At 68.2% G+C, this 19,367-nt stretch carries 19 protein-coding genes and 1 tRNA gene; 10 read left to right on the top strand and 10 right to left on the bottom strand.

Annotated elements, in window-relative coordinates; translation table 11 throughout:
- Positions 1–4: 4 nt before the first annotated feature.
- On the top strand, positions 5–478 hold the full coding sequence (locus DT074_RS14735; protein ID WP_119420615.1) for a GFA family protein: 474 nt from the start codon (positions 5–7) through the stop codon (positions 476–478).
- Between the two features lie 7 nt (positions 479–485).
- On the opposite strand, the gene DT074_RS14730 is transcribed toward DT074_RS14735, so the two are convergent.
- Positions 486–2,189, bottom strand: a complete 1,704-nt coding sequence (locus DT074_RS14730; protein WP_119420614.1) for an N-acyl-D-amino-acid deacylase family protein — start codon at positions 2,187–2,189, stop codon at positions 486–488.
- A 111-nt stretch (positions 2,190–2,300) separates the two neighbouring features.
- Positions 2,301–2,693, bottom strand: coding sequence for a response regulator (locus DT074_RS14725; protein WP_119420613.1), 393 nt, complete (start codon positions 2,691–2,693; stop codon positions 2,301–2,303).
- A gap of 273 nt (positions 2,694–2,966) precedes the next feature.
- On the opposite strand from DT074_RS14725, the gene DT074_RS14720 reads away from it, so the two are divergent.
- From DT074_RS14720 to DT074_RS14700, 5 genes are all read left to right on the top strand, one after another.
- Positions 2,967–4,664, top strand: coding sequence for a formate--tetrahydrofolate ligase (locus DT074_RS14720; RefSeq protein WP_438503682.1), 1,698 nt, complete (start codon positions 2,967–2,969; stop codon positions 4,662–4,664).
- A gap of 109 nt (positions 4,665–4,773) precedes the next feature.
- Positions 4,774–6,027 (top strand): GTP cyclohydrolase II, encoded by a 1,254-nt coding sequence (locus DT074_RS14715; RefSeq protein ID WP_119420611.1) that lies wholly within the window; start codon positions 4,774–4,776, stop codon positions 6,025–6,027.
- Between the two features lie 7 nt (positions 6,028–6,034).
- The gene (locus DT074_RS14710; protein ID WP_119420610.1) at positions 6,035–7,312 is read left to right on the top strand and encodes a URC4/urg3 family protein; all 1,278 of its coding nucleotides are present in this window, start codon (positions 6,035–6,037) and stop codon (positions 7,310–7,312) included.
- Between the two features lie 24 nt (positions 7,313–7,336).
- Complete coding sequence (gene upp / locus DT074_RS14705) at positions 7,337–7,969, top strand: uracil phosphoribosyltransferase (protein ID WP_119420609.1); 633 nt, start codon at positions 7,337–7,339, stop codon at positions 7,967–7,969.
- 22 nt (positions 7,970–7,991) lie between these two features.
- Entirely contained in the window at positions 7,992–8,786 is a 795-nt protein-coding gene (locus tag DT074_RS14700) for an alpha/beta fold hydrolase (protein ID WP_162914911.1), read from the top strand.
- A 6-nt stretch (positions 8,787–8,792) separates the two neighbouring features.
- Here DT074_RS14700 and DT074_RS14695 read toward each other — a convergent pair whose 3' ends face one another.
- Genes DT074_RS14695 through DT074_RS14685 form a run of 3 tightly spaced genes read right to left on the bottom strand, consistent with a single transcriptional unit; the run spans position 8,793 to position 10,831 of the window.
- Entirely contained in the window at positions 8,793–9,677 is an 885-nt protein-coding gene (locus tag DT074_RS14695; RefSeq protein WP_119420607.1) for an amidohydrolase family protein, read from the bottom strand.
- Positions 9,674–9,898 carry a sulfurtransferase TusA family protein gene (locus tag DT074_RS14690; protein WP_119420606.1) on the bottom strand — a complete coding sequence of 75 codons (225 nt, stop codon included), beginning with the start codon at positions 9,896–9,898 and terminating at the stop codon, positions 9,674–9,676. The genes DT074_RS14695 and DT074_RS14690 overlap by 4 nt, the downstream gene beginning before the upstream one ends.
- Before the next feature lie 21 nt (positions 9,899–9,919).
- Positions 9,920–10,831 (bottom strand): hypothetical protein, encoded by a 912-nt coding sequence (locus DT074_RS14685; RefSeq protein WP_162914910.1) that lies wholly within the window; start codon positions 10,829–10,831, stop codon positions 9,920–9,922.
- 114 nt (positions 10,832–10,945) lie between these two features.
- Between DT074_RS14685 and DT074_RS14680 the strand changes: the two genes are divergently transcribed.
- A complete protein-coding gene (locus DT074_RS14680) occupies positions 10,946–12,181 on the top strand; it encodes an acyl-CoA dehydrogenase family protein (RefSeq protein WP_119420604.1) in 1,236 nt (411 codons plus the stop codon).
- Here the strand turns inward: DT074_RS14680 and hemN are convergent.
- Positions 12,178–13,575 carry an oxygen-independent coproporphyrinogen III oxidase gene (hemN, locus tag DT074_RS14675; protein WP_368744680.1) on the bottom strand — a complete coding sequence of 466 codons (1,398 nt, stop codon included), beginning with the start codon at positions 13,573–13,575 and terminating at the stop codon, positions 12,178–12,180. The two genes, DT074_RS14680 and hemN, sit on opposite strands and share 4 nt — an antisense overlap.
- A gap of 54 nt (positions 13,576–13,629) precedes the next feature.
- Between hemN and DT074_RS14670 the strand changes: the two genes are divergently transcribed.
- Together DT074_RS14670 and DT074_RS14665 are read left to right on the top strand one after the other, a co-directional pair.
- Complete coding sequence (locus DT074_RS14670; RefSeq protein WP_119420603.1) at positions 13,630–13,854, top strand: hypothetical protein; 225 nt, start codon at positions 13,630–13,632, stop codon at positions 13,852–13,854.
- Positions 13,855–13,921: 67 nt separating this feature from the next.
- The gene (locus DT074_RS14665) at positions 13,922–14,146 is read left to right on the top strand and encodes a hypothetical protein (protein ID WP_119420602.1); all 225 of its coding nucleotides are present in this window, start codon (positions 13,922–13,924) and stop codon (positions 14,144–14,146) included.
- Positions 14,147–14,169: 23 nt separating this feature from the next.
- Here the strand turns inward: DT074_RS14665 and DT074_RS14660 are convergent.
- Positions 14,170–14,246: transfer RNA gene (locus DT074_RS14660), tRNA-His, on the bottom strand.
- Between the two features lie 108 nt (positions 14,247–14,354).
- Between DT074_RS14660 and DT074_RS14655 the strand changes: the two genes are divergently transcribed.
- Entirely contained in the window at positions 14,355–15,398 is a 1,044-nt protein-coding gene (locus DT074_RS14655) for a hypothetical protein (protein WP_119420601.1), read from the top strand.
- 402 nt (positions 15,399–15,800) lie between these two features.
- Here DT074_RS14655 and DT074_RS14650 read toward each other — a convergent pair whose 3' ends face one another.
- From DT074_RS14650 to DT074_RS14640, 3 genes are all read right to left on the bottom strand, one after another.
- Complete coding sequence (locus DT074_RS14650) at positions 15,801–16,565, bottom strand: methyltransferase domain-containing protein (RefSeq protein ID WP_119420600.1); 765 nt, start codon at positions 16,563–16,565, stop codon at positions 15,801–15,803.
- Between the two features lie 76 nt (positions 16,566–16,641).
- Entirely contained in the window at positions 16,642–18,531 is a 1,890-nt protein-coding gene (locus DT074_RS14645) for a bifunctional sugar phosphate isomerase/epimerase/4-hydroxyphenylpyruvate dioxygenase family protein (protein WP_119420599.1), read from the bottom strand.
- A 116-nt stretch (positions 18,532–18,647) separates the two neighbouring features.
- Complete coding sequence (locus tag DT074_RS14640; protein WP_119420598.1) at positions 18,648–19,313, bottom strand: TetR family transcriptional regulator; 666 nt, start codon at positions 19,311–19,313, stop codon at positions 18,648–18,650.
- Positions 19,314–19,367: the final 54 nt, after the last annotated feature.

Raw genomic sequence — 19,367 nt, 5'->3', positions numbered from 1 at the left:
CCGCATGGCAGTGAACCTGGAAGGCGGCTGTGCCTGCGGTGCGGTTCGCTATCGGCTGACGTCGGCGCCGATGTTCGTGCATTGCTGCCATTGCCGCGATTGTCAGCGGCAGACCGGCAGTGCTTTCGTGCTCAACGCCCTGATCGAGGCGGACCGTGTCGAGCGGATCTCCGGCAAGCCCGAGCCGGTGCCCGTGCCGACCGATAGCGGGCGGCCGCATCTCGTGCACCGCTGCCCTGCTTGCAACACCGCGCTGTGGAGCGACTACGGCAACCGGCGGGTGATGTTGTTCGTGCGCATCGGCACCTTGGACGACCCCGCGGAACTCGCGCCCGACGTGCACATCTACACGCGCTCGAAACTGCCCTGGGTGACCCTGCCCGCGGGCGTGCCGGCCTTCGAGGCCTATTACGACATGCAGGCGCTGTGGCCTTGGGCCAGCCTGGAACGCCGCCGCGCCATCCTCGGCACCGGCTGACACATCTTCAGCCGGGCAGCTTGCCGCGCAGCAGCCGGCCGGGCAGCGCCCCGGTCGGCTGGTTGCGCTCCAGCACGATTTCGCCGTTCACCACCGTCGCCATGATGCCGGTCGAGGTCTGGCGCAGGCGCTTGGCCTCGGCCGGCAGGTCGGTCACCACTTCCGGCATGCGGGCGCCGACCGTTTTCGGATCCAGCACGTTGATATCGGCGGCCATGCCCTCGCGCAGCAGGCCGCGGTCATGGAAGCCCCATTGCGTCGCAGTGTCGTAGGTGATCAGCCGCACCGCCTGCTCCAGGGTGAAGGCCTGCTTCTCGCGCACCCAATGCGCCAGCAGATGGGTCTGCAGCGAATTGTCCATGATCTGCGAGACATGCGCGCCGGCATCCGAGAAGGTCACCACCGAGCGCGGATGGCGCATCATCTCCAGCGCGTCGTCCTGGTTCTCGTTGGCGATCGGCTGGCGCAGGAACAGCTTCAGGTCGCGCTCCAGCGCCAGGTCGATGAACGTCTCGACCGGGTGCTGGTTGCGCTCGCGGGCGAGGTCGGCCATCGAGCGGTGCGGCCCGTGCGGGCTGTCGAACAGATAGACCCAGTCCCATTCCGGCGGCCGCGCCTCGGTGCCGCGCACCTCCGGCCCTTCGTATGGCCGGCTCGCCACCTCCACCAGGCGGCGGCGGATCTCGGGGTCGCGCAGCTTTGCCTTCTGCTGGTCGAGCGGCAGCTTGCGGATGTCGCGCCACACGTCCCAGCTGTCGAACGGCGTATGCGTCTCGAAGGAGAGCAGCACGTTGAGCTCGCGCGAATGCACCTGCACGAACATCCGCCCGCCCTCGTCCGCTGCCTGCTCGACGATGTCGAATACAGGCCGCCAGGCGCCCGGCGCGACGCGGGTGCCGAACATGCCGAAGGTGATCGGCCGGCCGCTTTCGACCGCGAGCTGCTTCAGCGCGTTGTAGTACTTGATGGCGCGCTCGCCGGAAGCCCCGGTCGGCTCGCCGGCGATCTCCAGGATGCCGGCATTGAGATCGCCCATGGCACGCACCAGCGCCGCCATCTCCTCCCAGCTGGCCAGCCGGCTCGCCACCGGCTTGTCGTCCGAGGTCTGGTGGTTGACGCTGCGCGTGGTGGAGAAGCCGATGGCGCCGGCGCGGATCGAGGCTTTCACCTCGTGCACCATGCGCTTGAGGTCGTCGTCGCTCGCCTTCTCGGTGAAGGCGCGTTGTCCCATCACATAGGTGCGCAGCGCCGAGTGGCCGACATAGCCGGCATAGTTGATGCCCTTGGGCAGGCTCTCCAGCACGTCGAGGAATTCCGGGAAGGTCTCCCAGCGCCATTTGATGCCGGCCAGCATGGCATCGCGGCTCAGATCCTCGGCCCGCTCCAGGTTGCGGAACACGAGATCGGCCTCGGTCTCGCGACAGGGGGCCAAGGTGAAGCCGCAATTGCCCATCACGACGGAGGTGACGCCGTGATAGCAGGAGCAGGTGCCGAGCGGGTCCCAGAAGATCTGAGCATCCATATGGGTGTGGCCGTCGACGAAGCCCGGAGTCACCACATGGCCCTCGGCATCGATAGTCTTGCGGGCGGGTGAGGCGATGCGGCCGATGGTCGTGATGCGCCCGTCCTTCACGCCCACATCGGCGCGGTAGCGCGGCAGGCCGGACCCGTCCACCACCATGCCGTTCTTGATGACGAGATCGTAGGTCATCGGCGCCCTCTCCCTTGGTGCCGGGCAAATCTAGCCGGGATCGCGGAGCGGCGCTGCCTGCGCGGGGCGGGTATCAGCCGGCTGATGCCTGCTTACAAGATCGAGCGGTAATCAGGATGCGGCTCTCAGCTGGTCCAGCTTGCGCTCGAGCGAGGCCATGTCGATCGGCTTGGGAACGATGCCGGCCACCTTGAGGCCCTGGGCGCTGGCCAGCCGCCGGGCTGCTTCCAGCATGCGCTCGTCGAAGCCGCTCATCAGCAGGATGTCGGTCTCGGCCCGCGCCGCGGCGAGGAAACGCAGGCATTCGATGCCGTCCACGCCCGGCATGGTGAGGTCCAGCATGATCACGTGCGGGGCGAATTCGTGGTAGGCGTCGGCGAAGCGATGCCCGTCATTCTCCAGGCGCACCGCATAGCCGATGCTGGTCGCGACCAGCCCGATCAGCCGTCCGATATCGGGCTCGTCGTCGACGACGAGGATGCGATGCGCGTCGGCCCCGGCCATAGCTCCTCATCTTGCCATCCCGAATCGCATCTACGGCCGAGATGGTTAACAGAAGGTTATCGGAAGCCCTCCCCCGGGACCCAATCCTGGAACCTACCGTGGCACTGCCATGGGTGCGAAGCCTTGGGCAGGGGCCTTCCCAAGGTTGTCACAGCCGGCGAGCGGCCAGGTCGAGCGGCCAAGGCTGCTACTTTAACGGGAATACCGCCTGCGCTTCAGGGCGATCGAGAGGTATATCGTCGCTTGGGCAGCGGGATTCCCCGCGTCGCCGACATGGCGAATCATTGGCATGATGGCGCTCGTCGATCTTTCCCGGCAATCGCGGACACACGCCACATGGCTTCCAGCATTGCGGCCGTCGCGGCCGGTCTCGACATCCCGGCCGAGCACGTCCTGGCTTATGGCCGCGACAAGGCGAAAATCGATCTGGATTTCGCGGAAGCTGCCGCGACCAGGCCGCGCGGCAAGATCATCCTGGTCACCAGCATCAACCCGACCGCGGCGGGCGAAGGCAAGACGGTCACCACGATCGGGCTCGGCGATGCGCTGAACCATATCGGCAAGCGGGCGGTGATCTGCCTGCGGCAGCCGTCCATGGGCCCGGTCTTCGGCATGAAGGGCGGCGCCACCGGCGGCGGCCGGGCCGCACTGGTGCCGGCGGCCGACATCAACCTGCACTTCACCGGCGATTTCCACGCCGTCGGCGCGGCGCACAACCTGCTTGCCGCCCTGCTCGACAACCACCTGCACTGGGGCAATGCGCTGAAGATCGATCCGCGCCGCGTGCATTGGCGGCGCGTGATCGACATGAACGACCGCGCGCTGCGCGATATCGTGCTCGGCCTTGGCGGGCCGGCCCACGGCGTGCCGCGCGAGGGCGGCTTCGACATCCTGGTCGCATCCGAGGTGATGGCGATCCTCTGCCTTGCCAAGGGCCGACGGGATCTTGCCGACATGCTGGCCCGCGTCGTGGTGGCCGACACGGCGGATCGACACCCCGTCACCGCGCGCGACCTGAAGGCGGAGGGCGCCATGCTGGCGCTGCTGCGCGACGCGCTGGCGCCCAATCTGGTACGGAGCCGCGAGGGCTCCCCCGCTTTGGTGCATGGCGGGCCCTTCGCCAACATCGCGCATGGCTGCAACTCGGTGATCGCGACGCGGCTGGGCCAGGCGCTGGCGGATTACGTGGTCACGGAATCCGGCTTCGGCGCCGATCTCGGGGCCGAGAAGTTCCTCGACATCAAATGCCGCCGCGCCGGGATCGAGCCGGCCGCCGCCGTGGTCGTGGTCAGCGCCCGCGCGCTGAAGCTGCATGGCGGTGTCGCCGCCGGCGACCTGACCCGGCCGGACCCGGAAGCGGTGCGGCGCGGCGGCGCCAACCTCGCCCGCCATATCGAAAACCTGCGCAAGTTCGGGCTGGCCGTGGCGGTGGCGGTCAACCGGTTTCCTGCCGATACGGCGGACGAGATCGCCGCCGTGGCCGCCGTCGCCCGCGAGGCCGGTGTCGAGGCCATTCCCGCCACCCATTTCACCGACGGCGCCGCGGGCGCCGCCGACCTCGCCCGCGCCGTGGTGGCGCTGGCCGAAGGTCCGCGCGCGCCGCTCCGCCTGCTTTATCCCGACCAGATGCCGCTCAAGGACAAGATCGAGACGGTGGCGCGCGAGATCTACCGCGCTGGCGCCGTCACCTTCGACGAGCCGGCGGCCCGCCGGCTCGCCGCCCTGCAGCAGGCGGGCCATGGCGAGCTGCCGGTCTGCATGGCGAAGACGCAGTTCAGCTTCAGCAACGACCCGGCGCTGAAGGGCGCGCCGACCGGCCATACGCTGCATGTGCGCGAGGTCAGGCTTGCCGCCGGAGCCGGCTTCGTGGTGGCGATCTGCGGCGAGATCATGACCATGCCGGGCCTGCCGCGGGTGCCGGCGGCGGAGCGCATCGCCCTGGCGCCGGATGGGGAAATTATCGGCGTGTGAACCCCGTTTTTCGCAGGTGCAGCATGGCGATTGACAGATTCGATATGGTTGCTATTCAGTAAGGGCTTCCGCTGCATAACCCGCCCTTTGCAGGGCATGAGTGCCGCATATGGCCGACCGGAAGCCGAACGCCGACAAGCACATCGTTCTGACCTCCCACCCCACGTCCGGCCGCAAGCCGCTGGCGATCAACTGGGGCGCGCCGGATCCGCTGCTGCGCGGGCCGGTGATCGGCTCGACCACCGAACATCGCAACGTCATCGGCGCGCATTCCGGCTCCTACGCCCTCTACCGTGCGCTCGCCGTGGCGGCCGGCCGACTGAAATCCGACCACGTGCCCGACCTGACCAACACGGCGCCGGCCGACCTGATCGGGCCGCACCCGCAATGGTCGGATCCGATGAAGATCGTCTCGATGGACCCCTGGGGCCATATGACGACCGAGGTCTTCGCCGGGCTGATCGCCAAGGGCTATGACATCCGCCCGACCGTCGCGGTGACGCGGGCGCATATCAACATGCCGGAACTGCGCGATGCGATGGCGGCCGGCCGGCTGCGCTCCGACAACCTGATCCTGTCCCCCGCCGGCGACGCCCGCGTCACCAAGGTCGCGATCGAGCCGGTCTGGTGGCTGCCCGGCATCGCCAGGCGCTTCGCCATCGACGAAGCGGCGCTCAGGCGCAATCTGTTCGAGCACACGGGCCGCATGTTCCCAGAGCTGGTGACCCGGCCCGACCTCAAGGTGTTCCTGCCGCCGATCGGCGGTGCCACGGTCTACATCTTCGGCGAGCCGACGAAGCTCGGCGACCGGCGCTATCCCCTCGCCTGCCGGGTGCACGACGAGTGCAACGGCTCCGACGTGTTCGGCTCCGACATCTGCACCTGCCGGCCCTATCTCGCGCACGGCATCGAGCTCTGCATCGAGACGGCGCAGGCCGGCGGCGTCGGCGTCGTGGTCTATAACCGCAAGGAAGGCCGCGCGCTTGGCGAGGTGACCAAGTTCCTGGTCTACAACGCGCGCAAGCGTCAGGAGGGCGGCGACCGCGCCGACCAGTATTTCCGCCGCACCGAATGCGTCGCCGGCGTGCAGGACATGCGGTTCCAGGAGCTGATGCCAGACGTGCTGCACTGGCTGGGCATCGCCCGCATCGACCGCATGGCCTCGATGAGCGACATGAAGCACGACGCGCTGGTCGGTTCCGGTATCGAGATCGTCGATCGGGTTCCGATTCCGGACGAGCTGATTCCGGCCGATGCCCGGGTCGAGATGGATGCCAAAGTGGCCGCCGGCTATTTCAACAAGGGCGTCCGCCCAGCCGATAGCGAGCTCACCGTCGCGAAGGGGCGCGCGCTGTCGGAATGATGCCGCGATGAACGCGCAGCCCGCCGTCGCTCAGGCAAGCCCGGCCGCCGTCGCCTATCTGAGGTCGCCGAAGGCGATCCGCGAGCGCTGCGGCCAGGTCTTCGCCGCAGCCGAGGCGGGCCGCACGCCGCATTTCGCGCTCGACCTCAAGCGGCTGCCGATGGTGGCCGACTACGTCATCGCCACCATCCGCGGCAACCATCCCGATTTCGACATCCCCTATCACAGCCGCTGGCGGCATTTCACCGCCGGCAGCGTCGACCGCTGGAAGGCGCTGGCGGCCACCCGCAAGGGAATGCTGCCGATCGACCTGGCGCGCATGGCGATCGATCTGGTGGTGCCGAGCGTGCTGCTGGACGCGGGTGCGGGCGCGGACTGGAAGTGGCGCGAGCCGGGTCTCGCGCCGGGCTCCGCCGCGGCGACCGGCAAGGTCTATGCGCGCTCCGAAGGCCTCGCGCTGGCGAGCCTGGAGCTGTTCCGGCGCGGCACGCTCTCCGACCAGGAGGACGACCCCTATCGCAGCGACGCGGCGACCTTGTCGCAGCTCGCCACCGCCGATGTCGGCAGCGCGTTCCAGGTATCGGACAGCAACCCGCTGGTCGGCCTGGAGGACCGGGTCGATCTGCTACGCCGCCTGGGCGCCTCGCTGATCGCCAACCCGACCCTCTTCGGCGTGCTGGAGCCGCGGCCCGGCCGTCTTGCCGACGCCGCGCTGGCCGCCTCCCGCGAAGGCCGCATCGCCGCCGCCACCCTGTTCTGGATGGTGATGCAGATGCTGGGGCCGGTCTGGCCGCGCCGCGTCGCGCTGCGCGGCATCTCGCTCGGCGATGTCGGCCGCCATCCGGCAGCGACGGCGACCGACGCGACCGCCGGCCTGGTGCCGTTCCACAAGCTGTCGCAGTGGATGACCTATTCGCTGCTCGAGCCGCTCGAAGCGCTCGGCCTCACCATCGACGGGCTCGATCAGTTGACCGGCCTGCCGGAATACCGCAATGGCGGCCTGTTCATCGATCTCGGCGTGCTGGTGCCGAAACATGCCGCGGTGTTGGGCCAGCCGCAGGCCGCGACCTCGGAAGTGGTCGTCGAGTGGCGGGCGCTCACGGTCTGCCTGCTCGACCGCGTCGCGGATGCCGTGCGCCGAACGCTCGGCCGGAACGCCGTGCAGATGCCGCTCGCCAAGGTGCTGGAAGGCGGCACCTGGGCGGCCGGGCGCCAGATCGCCCGCGACCGCCGGCCCGCCGGCGGCCCGCCAATCGAGGTGATTTCCGACGGCACGATCTTCTAACCGCGTCCCCGGGGGAGTTGGCGAATGAGCGCGCGCGTCACCGTGATCGATCACCCGCTGGTGCAGCACAAGCTCACCAACCTGCGCCGGCGCGAGACGCCGGACTGGGACTTCCGCCGCTATCTGCGCGAGCTCGCCATGCTGATCGCCTATGAAGTGTTGCGCGACCTGCCGATCGAGATGGTGGAGATCCAGACGCCGCTGACGCGGATGATGGCGCCGTCGCTGGCTGGCCGGCGCGTCTGCTTCGTCTCGGTGTTGCGCGCCGGCAACGGCCTGCTCGACGGCATGCTGGAAGTGCTGCCGACGGCGCGGGTCGGCCATATCGGCCTCTACCGCGATCCGGAGACGCTCGCCGCCGTGGAGTACTACAGCAAGCTGCCCGAGGATGTGAGCGAGCGCGAGGTGATCGTGCTCGACCCCATGCTGGCGACCGGGCACTCATCGGTCGCCGCGGTGTCGCGGGTGAAGGATGCCGGCGCCACCTCGATCAAGTACGTATGCGTGCTGGCGGCGCCGGAAGGCATCAAGACGCTCGGCGAAGGGCATCCCGACGTGCCGATCTTCACCTGCTCGATCGACAGCCATCTGAACGACCACGGCTACATCATGCCGGGCCTCGGCGATGCGGGGGATCGTATCTTCGGCACCAAGTAAACAACGAACCGGGGAGAGGGACATGCCCAAGGCCGATATCGGCGACGGCGAGATCTATTACGAGAAGGTGGGATCGGGCCCGGCGCTGATGCTGGTGCCGGGGCTTTCTGGTGTCGGCGTCGCCGGCTGGCGGCCGCAGATCGAGGCCTTTGCGCCCCACTTCACCGTCATCACCCACGACCATCGCGGCTGCGGCCAGAGCACGCATAGCCGCATCACCTATTCTGTCGACCAGATGGCGGCGGATGCACTGAAGCTGATGGATGCCCTCGGCATCAAGCAGGCGCATTACGTCGGCCATTCGACCGGCGGCGCGATGGGCCAGATCATCGCGGGCAAGCATCCCGACCGTATCGGGCGGCTGGTGCTGAGCGCCACCTGGCGCGTCGCCGACCCCTTCTTCAAGCTGCAGTTCAAGGTGCGCAAGCGGTCGCTGCTGGACAGCGGCGTCGAGGCCTATGCGGAAGCCGCGGCGCTCGCGCTGTACCCTCCCGCCTATATCCGCGACCACGCCGACCAACTGGAACGCGAGCGCCAGGCGGGCCTCGCCGCGGCCTCGGCGCCGGAAATCACCGCCAGTCGGATCGACGCCATCTGCGCCTTCGACGGCACGCCCCATCTCAAGTCGATCCGGGCGCCGAGCCTGATCGTGGTGGCGGAGGACGACACGGTGACACCGCGCTATCTCTCCGACGACCTGAAGGCGCATCTGCGCGAGGCCCAGTACGAGATCCTGCCGCGCGGCGGCCATCTGGTGCCGCGGGCCGAGCCGGTGGCCTACAACGCCGTGGTGCTGCCCTTCCTGCGCGGCGAGTAGGCCCGGTCAGAGCTTCAGCAGCCGCAGCAGATTGTCTTCCGCCACCGCCTTGCGCGCGGCCGGGCTCAGCTGGGCGAGGAAGTTCTGCACGCTTTCGATCTTGCCGCGGTCGAGGGCCTGATTTCTCTGCGTGGCGTCGGTGCCGACCAGGAACCGGGTCGGCATCGCCTCGATCAGCTTGAGCCATTCCGGCCAGACCTCGGCGCCGTTGCGCAGGATGGTGTAGTCCGGCGAGCGCGGATGCTGCGGCCAGGTACGTGCGCTCAGCTCGTAGTGCAGGTTCGGATGCCGGCGCAGCATGCGCTCGGCCAGGAATAGCGGCGAATAGCCGCCATGCGCCCAGATCACCTGCACCTCCGGATGGTGCTCCAGCAACTCGGAGAATTCGCGCAGCCGCGTGATCTCGCAATGGATCAGCACCGGCAGATCGTACTGTTTCGCCAGAACCATGATCCGCTGCATCACCGGCGAGAGCGGATCGAAATCGGCCTCGGGAAAGCCGGCGCCCGGGAAGTGCACGACCGAGATCTCGCCGATGCCGCGGAACTTGCCCGTCGCGAGCTGTGCCTCCAGCTCGTCCAGGCGCGGCGGCGCCGTGTCGGCCGTGTCGCGCGTCCACAGCGCGCGATAGGCCTGCCGCTCCGGCGAGATCGAAACGAAGGGAATGAACAGGTCCGGATGCGCGGCGGCCGCGGCCAGGATCGAGTCGTTGCTGCTGCTGCGTCCCCAGAACACCACGGCGCGCTTGATGCCGTACTCGGCCATCAAGGCGCGTTGCTGTTCGGGATTGTTCAGGTGCACATGGGCATCGATGAACGGGATGCGTTCCGCTCCCGTCGCGACGGGCCCGCCGGCCAGCAGCAGGAGCAGGCCGGCGATCGCGCCTCTCATCTGCCGCGGCGGATGCGCAGGCGGAAGCCGCCCTCGATGGTCTCGTCCGACAGCAGCTCGTGGCCGTCCATGATGCAGAGGTTGCGGATCTCGATCGGCGCCTGCGGATCGCTTGCCTCGACCTCCAGCACGTCGCCGGGCAGAAGCCCCGACAGCACTTTCTTGGTGCGGAACAGCGGCAGTGGGCAGGTCAGGCCCTTGGTATCAAGCTGGTGGTCCATGCCGCCAGCCTACCAGCAATCTCAGTACCGGATCACCAGGTCGGCATAGAGCCGCCAGTTCAGCAGGTCTTCCCGGTCGGTGACCGGAACCTCGTAGCCGAGGCCGAGCAGGATGTGCTCGTTGAAGCGGTAGCGGGCGCCGATCGCCGCCGTCACCACGGTGCCGGAATCGGTGGCGCCGAAATTGACCAGGTCGGTGCCTTCGAAATTGCCGGCCGTGCGGCGGCCCTTGTCGATGGTGGTGAAACCGTTCAGCTCGATCATCGGGAAGAAGTTCGGCAGCGCCTCGTAGTTCATGCTGGCGGAGTAGTGCAGCATCGAGCTGTCGTGACCGGCGTCGAGGGCGAGATTGGTCCCGATGCTGCCCTGCAGGCCGAGCCTGCCGAAGGCGGTGGCGCCGGTCAGGAACAGGTCGACGAAGCCGTCACCCTTGCCTTGCAGGCTGATCCCGCCGGTCTTGAGGTTGCCGCTCGGCGGCTCGTACTCGGCGCCGACGGTCAGGATCGTGTCGGTCTTCGGATCGGAGACGATCGCATATTTCAAACCGGCGGAGATGTTGGCGAAGCCGCTCTCGTCCGGCAGCGTGTGCTTGAAATCCAGGTCGGCATAGCCGTCCTTGGAGGCGATGAAGCCGAGCCGGTCGGTGATGGCGATGCGGATCTCGGCGGCGCCGAGGTCGATATTGCCGCCGCCGGTCAAGAAGCCGTTCGGGATGTCCTGGTGCAGGTAGATCGCGCGGAGTTCCGTCGTGATATACGGCGTCTCATTGAACAGCGGGTTGGCGATGCCCGGCACGTAGCGCTTGTGGCCGCCGGTCGCGCCGAACGAGCCTTTCAGGTCGAAGGCCCCAAGCAGATCCTGAGCGGCGGCAGGGCCGCCCGCGGTCAGCAGCGCAGCAGCAATGGAGGCCGGCAATAGTTTCGAGACGCTCATTTTTCACTCGCGAACGGAATTGCGACGCGCGCACTGAATGCTTCCTGGCGGCCTGTGCCATTGACACATGTCAAGCGCATCGGGAGGCTCGGCCTAACGAAATTGGAGGAAACCATGGCGGCGATCGGCTTCGACCTGCCCGAGGAGGTGCGCGCGGTGCGCGACGGCGTGCTGCGCTTCGTGCGCAGCGAGGTACTACCGCGCTACGAGCGCCACCACGACCTGCTGAACGACGGGCGCCGCCTGTACCAGGAGGACGGCCGTTATGCGCCCGCGGTGCGCGAGCTGATCCGCGAGATCCGCATGCGCTCGGCCGAGGCCGGCTTTTACGCCATGTGCGCGCCGCCTGCGATCGGCGGCGGCGGGCTCGGCTATCTCGCCTATTTCACCGCCTGGGAGGCGATCTACCACGCCTGCGGTGGGCACTCTGTGCTGACGCCCTGGGTGATCGCGCACTGGGCCTTCGGGCCGAGCCCGGTACTGACCCAGGTGACCGAGCGCGCCCGGGCCGAGATCCTCAAGGACATGCTGGCCGGGCGCACCTCGATGTGCTTCGGCCTGTCGGAGCCCGGCGCCGGATCCGACGCGGCGGCGATCAAGACGCGAGCGGTGCAGGACGGCGACGGCTGGCGCATCACCGGGCGCAAGCTCTGGACCACCAACGCGCCGACCGCGGAATGGTGCATCGTCTTCGCCGTCACCGATCCGGACAAGGCGGCGCGGCGCGAGGGCGGCATCTCGGGCTTCCTGGTGCCGACTTCGGCGCCCGGCTTCACCGTCGAGAGCGTGATCAAGCTGCACGGCGCGGTCGGCGGGCACGAAGGTGCGCTGGTCTTCGAGGATGTGAATGTCGAACCCTGGCAGCTGGTCGGGCAACTGCATGACGGCTTCAAGGTCGCCTTGCTCGGCGTTTCCCTGGGTCGCGTGTACAATACCGGCCGTGCCGTCGGCCAGGGCCGCTGGGCGCTGGAGAAGGCGCTCGACTATGCCAAGCAGCGCGAGACCTTCGGCCACAAGATCGCCGAGTACCAGGGCGTGAGCTTTCCGCTCGCCGAGGCGGCGACCGAGCTGCACGCCGCGCATCTGCTCGGGCTCAACGCCGCCATGCTGCTCGACCGCGGCGAGCGCGCGGTGAAGGAGCTCTCCATGGCCAAGGCCTATGCGGTGCAGGTCTCGCTCAAGGCGATCGACCGTGCGATCCAGGTGCATGGCGGTATGGGCCTGACCAACGAGGTCGGCCTGGTGCATGCCTGGCAGGACATCCGCATCGTCAACATCGCCGACGGGACCAACGAAATCCTGGCCCGCACCATTGCCCAGCGTCTGCTCGCCGGCGACGTCGAGCTCTAGACCGCAGCGGCGTGGCGGGCCGCGCTCGCTTCGAGGTAGCTGTCGAACACGGCGGCGACGGTGCGCACCGCGATGCGCGCCGCCGGCGGCACACTGATGCGCCAGCCGTCGATCTCGACCAGGCCGCGCGCCGCCAGCGGCCGGAGCCGGACGAGCTCCGGCGCGAAACGCTCGGGCGTCGCGCCGTGCCGGAGCGCCACCTCGGCCAGATCGACCGCGAGATTGCACATCACCGCCTCGATGACCTCGCGATGCAGACGATCGTCGGCGGAGAGCGCGATGCCGCGCAATGTGGCCGGCCGGCCGGCATCGATAACGGCGGCCCATGCTTCCGTCGCCGGCGCGCTCTGTGCATAGCCTTGGGCGAAGGCGGAGATGCTGCTCGGCCCGAAGCCGATCAGGGTCTCGGCCGCGTCGGTGGTATAGCCCTGGAAGTTGCGGTGCAGCCGGCCGGCGCGGGCGGCGACGGCGAGGGCGTCGTCGGGTTGCGCGAAATGGTCGAGGCCGACCGGCTCCAGCCCCGCGCCCTCGAGCGCTGTCCGCGCCGCCATGGCGAGCGCCGCACGGGCCGGCGCGTCGGGCAAGCCGAAGCGCTCCAGCGCCTTCTGGTGCTTCTTCATCCACGGCACATGGGCATAGCCGAACAGGGCGATGCGGTCGGGCGCGAGCCGCATCAGCCGTTCGACTGTCGTCCGCATGGTCGCCTCGCTCTGGCGCGGCAGGCCGTAGAGCAGGTCGAAATTGATGCCCTGCACGCCGGCGGCGCGGAGCTCCCAGACCGCGCGCTCCACCGTCTCGGCCGGCTGGATGCGGTTCACCGCGCGCTGCACGTCGGCATCGAGATCCTGCACGCCGAGGCTTGCCCGCGTCACGCCAAGCTGACGGAACATCGCCAGCATGCCGCGCGAGAGCGTGCGCGGGTCGATCTCCAGCGCGAACTCCATGCCAGGCCGGAAATCGAAATGCCGGCGCAGCGCCTCGACGATGGCGGCGAGTTGTTCCGGGCGGAGCAAGGTCGGCGTCCCACCGCCGAAATGGATCTGTGAGACGGATAGCCGGGTCGGCAGATGCCCGGCGATCAGCTCGATCTCGCGCAGCACCGTGGCGGTGAAGCTGGCGAGCGGCCCCTCCTCCCGGGTGATCTCGGTATTGCAGGCGCAGTACCAGCAGAGCCGCCGGCAATAGGGCACATGCAGGTAGAGCGAGACCGGCCGGGCCGGGTCGATGGCGGCGAGCCAGGCCGCGTAGCGCTCCGGCCCGATGCCGGCGTGGAAATGCGGCGCGGTCGGATAGCTCGTATAGCGAGGAATCCGGGCATCGAGGAGCGGCAGCCAGTCGGGACGCATGCGGCGGATGCTGCCGGTCCGGCCGGCCGGCGCCTTGACTTGGCGCAAGCGGTGCGTCCGGCCATGCTGCCGCGACGCCTTGTCCACGATTCGGGAACCCCGATGAACAACCTGCTGAGATTGATCGCCGTCGCGCTGATCGCCGCCGGCGTGGTCGGCCTCGTCTACCGCAGCTTCACCTATACCAAGGAGACGCACGAGGCGAAGCTCGGGCCGCTGCAGCTCCAAGTGCAGGAGAAGGACAGCTTCACCGTGCCGACCTGGGCCGGCGTGGCGGCCATCGCAGTGGGCGGCGGCATGCTGCTGTTCGCGGGCTTCCGCCGCTAGCCGGCGGCGGCGCAACCTTTACGGCCAAGCTCGCGTTGAGCATCCGGTCAACAACTGGGTGTGACGCATGAGCGGCTTGCGCATTCTGGCGATCGCCCTGATCGCCGCCGGGGTCCTCGGGCTCATCTACGGCAGCTTCAGCTACACCAAGGAGACGCACGAGGCCAATCTCGGCGCCCTCAAGCTCGAAGTGAAAGAGGAGGAGACGGTCAACGTGCCGGTCTGGGCCGGGATCGGCGCCATCGTGGTCGGCGCCGGGCTGCTCTTCGCCGGCGGCCGCGTCAGGGCCTGATTCAGCCGCTTCCGCGGGGGTGATGGGGCGAGCGACCGGGATCGAACCGGCGACCTCGAGAGCCACAATCTCGCGCTCTAACCGACTGAGCTACGCCCGCCATACCAGGGCGCGGGATTTAGCCGTCCCGGCCCCCGGGGTCAAGGCGCGCGGCCCCGATCTCCGGCTTTGCTATGCTGCCGCCCTGACAAACCGGGGAGGGACCGCCATGGCCGGGCAGCAGGGCCAGGTGCATCTGATCGGCAGCGTGCCGCTGGACAGTGCGGAAGCGGTGTTCCGCCAGGTTGCCGCGACGCTCGGCCCCTGGCTTTCCCGCCTGCCCGATGGAGAAACCGGCGAGCGGGCGCGCTGGATCCGCTATCAGCAGCTGATGCTGCAATCGCATCCGGACATGGAGCCGGATACCGACGCCCCCACCCTGAAATTCGTCCAGTGGGACGGCAAGCTGGTGCGCGAATGGCACCAGGTGCGGTTCCGCCAGGGCGTCGACCCGAAGCAGGTCGTCTTCGATATCGGCTACGACCGCGCGGCGGTCGAATCCTACGCGGTGTTCAAACGGCTGCGCGACCAGGGTGCGATCCCGAAGGGCGTGCGCTTCCAGGTCTGCCTGCCGACACCGCTTGCCATCGCGGTGATGTATGTGAGCCCGAACGCTCGACCCGCCTTCACCGAGGTCTACGAGCGCGCCATGCTCGCGACCATCCGGCGCATCCTGGAGAGCATCCCGGCCGCGGATCTCTCGATCCAGTACGACGTCTGCCAGGAGGTGCTGGTGTTCGAGAACTACTTCCCCGGCCGCCCATCGGATTACAAGCGCGAGGTGTTCGAGGGCCTTGCCCTGCTCGGCAACCTGGTGCCGGACGGCGTCGATCTGGGCTTTCACCTCTGCTACGGCTCGCCCGCCGACGAGCATCTGGTGCAGCCCAAGGACGCGGGCGTCCTGGTCGAGCTGATGAACGGCATCGGCGAGGGCGTGACGCGCCGCATCGACTTCCTGCACATCCCCGTGCCGAAGGACCGCACCGACGATGCCTTCTACGCGCCGCTCAAGGCCTGGCGCCGGCGGCCGGAGACACGGCTCTATCTCGGCCTGATCCACCATGCCGACGCGGCCGGCGACCGGAAGCGCATCGAGGTGGCGCGCCGCTTCGTGCCCGAGTTCGGCATTTCCAGCGAATGCGGCTGGGGCCGCACCGACCCGGCCCGCCTGCCCGGCCTGTTGGAGGCGCATGCCCGGGCGGCGGCGTTCTGAGGGCGGCCTATGGCCGCCTATGGCTGCCAATGGCGTCCTATGAGAGCCAATGATTGCCTATGGGAGCCTATGGAATCCTATGATTGCCTATGGCGTCCTATGGGGACCTATGGCAGGGAACGGTTGCGTCATCTAACTGGCTGATCCCGTAACTGGCTGATCCCGCTGCATCAGCGCTGTGCAAGTGTTCCCCGGGCGCAGTCCGGCGTCGTGCCGGTGCGCAAATGCCGATCTTCACCTGTCAAAGAGCGAGGTCCGCCGTGACGCGAACCTTCAGCGCATATGGTTGCGCCACGAGGGAATTTCAAGTGGCCGGCCGCTCTTCCTGAAGCAATCGAGACGGGGTTTGGGCGGTCAAAGCTCGGCACTTCCCATATCGATCTGGCGTGTGTCCGCCTTCCCCTACTTCCGGCAGATCGGCACGGCGTCGAGGTGGCGTTCGCCCGGCATGGCGGGGCGACAGGTTGCCGTGGCGTTCGGGAAGATGGTGCGGTCTTCGTAGATCCAGGGCTGCGTCGCCTGGTCGACCTCGGCCGACGTGACCAACTCGACCTCGGCGAAGCGCTCGCGGTAGCGGTCGTAGTAGTCGAGGCCGGGCGCGCGCACATGACCGTCGCCGTCGGTGACGCCCGGCGGGTACTCCACCGTCTTCGGCGCGACGATCGGGACCGGCAGGATGGCGATGCCCCCCGGCTTCAGGATGCGGTGCACCTGGGCGATGGCGGCGCGGTCGGCGGGAATGTGCTCCAGCACGTGGCTGGCATAGACAAGGTCGAAGGCGTCGTCCGGCAGTTCCATGCGGGTCATGTCGAGTACGATCGAGCCCTGCCTCGGCATGATATCGGCGGTGATGAAGTCGGCGCAGAGGCCGCACAGCACCGGCGTCATCGGATCCGGCGCGAATTGCAGGCCGCGCGCGCCCGCCGGCAGCCGGTCGCGGATGCGCTCGATCACCAGCCGCTGCAGCCGATGGCGCTCCGCCGCGCCGCATTTCGGGCAGCGGCAATAGCGCCGGGGCGCGTTGGCGCCGTAGGTGGTCGGGAAGCTGCCGATGAAGCCGCAGACCGGGCAGCGAAAGCGCGGGCCCGGCAGAATGCCGGCCAGTGCCATCGCCCGGCCGGCGCCATGCATCGCCTTGCGTCTCACCCGGGCGGCCAGCGCTTGCATGGCGGCAAGCTAGGCCGCACGCGAAAGCTGCGCCAATGACCGCGCCAGGACATCGCCGTGACCGAAAGCGGCCTAGCTAGATCTCCAGTCGTTGCTTCTGCGGCAGGCTGCGCTTCTGCGCGGCGATGCGGAACGGCGCGTTCGGCGCGCCATAGCCGCCATAGCGTCGCCGCTCGACGATCTCGAAGAAGAAGCCGTCGCCGTAATTGGGGCTGTAGATCTGGAAGTATTCGCCCTCGCCGTCGCGGTCGTACAGGATGTTATCGGCCTTGAGCCGGTCCAGCAGTTCCGGGTCGAGACCGAAGCGCGCCTCGATGTCGTCGTAGTAGTTCGGCGAGATGGCGAGCGGGCGGAAGCCGTTCGCCTTCATCGCCGCGACCGTGCGGAAGATGTCGCCCGTGGCGAAGGCGAGGTGCTGCACCGCCGAGCCGAAGCTTTCGGCGATGAAATGCCCGGCCAAAGTGCGGCGGTTTTCGGCACCGTTGAGCGTGATGCGGAGCGCGCCGCCCTCGCCCTCGATCACCTGGCTGCGCACCAAGCCGGCCGGATCGACGATGTCGACCATCGGCGTCTTACGGGTGGCGAAGATCGAGGTGTAGAACAGCACCCAGGTCAGCATCTCCTCGTAGTTCATGGTCTGCGCCAGGTGGTCGATGGCGAGGAGGCCGGCATCCTGGACCGTGCCGTCGTCGTCCACCGGGCCGAACTCGATCTCCCAGACGCGGCCAAGCTCGCTCTTGCCGTCGATGAAATGCATGACGCCGCCGCCGACGCCGCGGATCGCGGGAATGCCGAGCTCGCCCGGCCCGACCGCCTGCTCGAACGGCTCGGCGCCGAGCGCCCGCGCCCGCGCCACCGTCGCCCGCGCATCCTCGACCCGGAGGCCGATATCGCAGACCGAGGTGCCGTGCATGAGATAGGCGGAATGGGCGAAGCCTTCCTTCTCGGTATTGATGACGAGGTTGATGCCGCCCTGCCGCCAGAGCGTCACGTCCTTGGCCTTGTGCCGGCCTGCCCGGCGGAAGCCGAAGGTGCGGAACAGGCCGGCCAGTTCCTCGGCTTCGCGCTCGTCGGCGGTGAACTCGACGAACTCGACGCCCTCGGTGCGGATGCGGTCAGGGAAATCCGGAATAGGAATGCGGGTCCCGGATTCCTGCCGGCGCACGCGGTCCATCAGATTGACCAGCGAACGCTTGCCGTCGACCGCCACGGCCTTGGGCGAGCCGCCGCGGAACTGGTCGTTGAAGATCTCGAGCGAGAGCACGCCGTCATAGCCGGTCGCCGCCACGGCGCGCATGAACTCGGCCACCGGCAAGTCGCCCTGCCCCGGCATGTTGCGGTAGTGCCGGCTCCAATGCAGCAGGTCCATCTCGATCAGCGGCGCATCGGCGAGCTGGACGATGAAGATCTTCTCGCGCGGGATCGACCGGATCGAGTTCACGTCGATCCGGCGCGCGAGCGTGTGGAAGGAATCGAGGATCAACCCCACATTGGGGTGATCCGCCCGCCGGACGATCTCCCAGGCATCGCGGTGGTCGCTGATATGCCGGCCCCAGGCGAGCGCCTCGTAGCCGACCTTGAGGCCGCGCTTGGCCGCGCGCTCCCCGAGCGCGCGGAAATCGTCGGCGGCGCGGTCGATGCCGCCGAGGGCCAGCGGCGACACGTTCGAGCAGATCAGCATCAGGTCGGTGCCGAGCTCCTGCATGATGTCGAACTTGCGCTCGGCCCGGTCGAAGGTGCGGCCGCGCTGCGGCTCCGGCATGCCCTCGAAGTCGCGGAACGGCTGGAACAGCGTGATCCTGAGGCCGGCATCCGCCACCATGCGGCCGACCTCGCGCGGCGAGCCGTCGAAGGCGAGGAAGTCGTTCTCGAAGATCTCGACGCCTTCGAAGCCGGCGGCCGCGATGGCCTGCAGCTTCTCGATCAGCGTGCCGCTGATCGACACCGTCGCGATCGAGGTCTTCATGGGCGGCGGCTCTCCGTGCTCCCGGGGCGGCGATACCCGGCCCAGGCATGAACGTACGAGTTCGTACAAACTAGGATCGCAGGAGCCCGGGTGTCAAACGCGCAGCCGTGCCGCGATCAGACGGGGGATTTCAGGACGTTGCGGAGAATCATCTCCACCACCTGCGCGCGCAGGCGCGTGAGCGCCTTCTTCGAGGTGAGGTCGACGCGGAATATGCGGGAGAATGTCGCGCGGTTGGAGACGTTGAAGAAGCAGAGCGCGCTGATCTGCCAGTGGAGGTCGATGGCCGCCAGCCCTTTGCGGAACACCCCCGCCTGCAAGCCGCGCTGGTAGATGCGATCGAGCTCGCCGATCACCGAGACATTGAGGTCCTGAATGGTGCGGGATCGGGCCAGATAGTCGCCGTGATGGATGTTCTCGATCATCACCAGGCGGATGAAGGCCTCGTGCGAGTGGTGGTGGTCGAAGGTGAACTCGACCAGCCTGCGCAGCGCCTCGACCGGCGGCAGATGCTCGAGGTCGAGCTCCGTCTCCGTCCTGCGCACGCGGCGATAGGCCTCCTCCAGCACGGCGAGGTAGAGCCCCTCCTTGTCGCCGAAGTAGTAGTAGATCATTCGCTTGCTGGAGCCGGTCTTCTCGGCGATCTCGTCGACCCGCGCACCCGACAGGCCGTTGCGCGCGAACTCGCGGGTGGCGACGTCAATGATGTCCTGCCGGGTCGCTTCCGGGCTCCGTATCCGGGTCCCGGCTCGCTGGCGTCCGGCGCTGGGCGCTTTGTCCATCGTGTCGACTTCTCGCAGGCCCGTCCGGCGCGTTCAGGTGAGCGTTCTCGCGGC

The sequence above is a fragment of the Desertibaculum subflavum genome, from assembly GCA_003576705.1.
Lineage (GTDB): Bacteria > Pseudomonadota > Alphaproteobacteria > Ferrovibrionales > Ferrovibrionaceae > Desertibaculum > Desertibaculum subflavum.
This window is presented reverse-complemented; position numbering and strand designations above follow the sequence as displayed.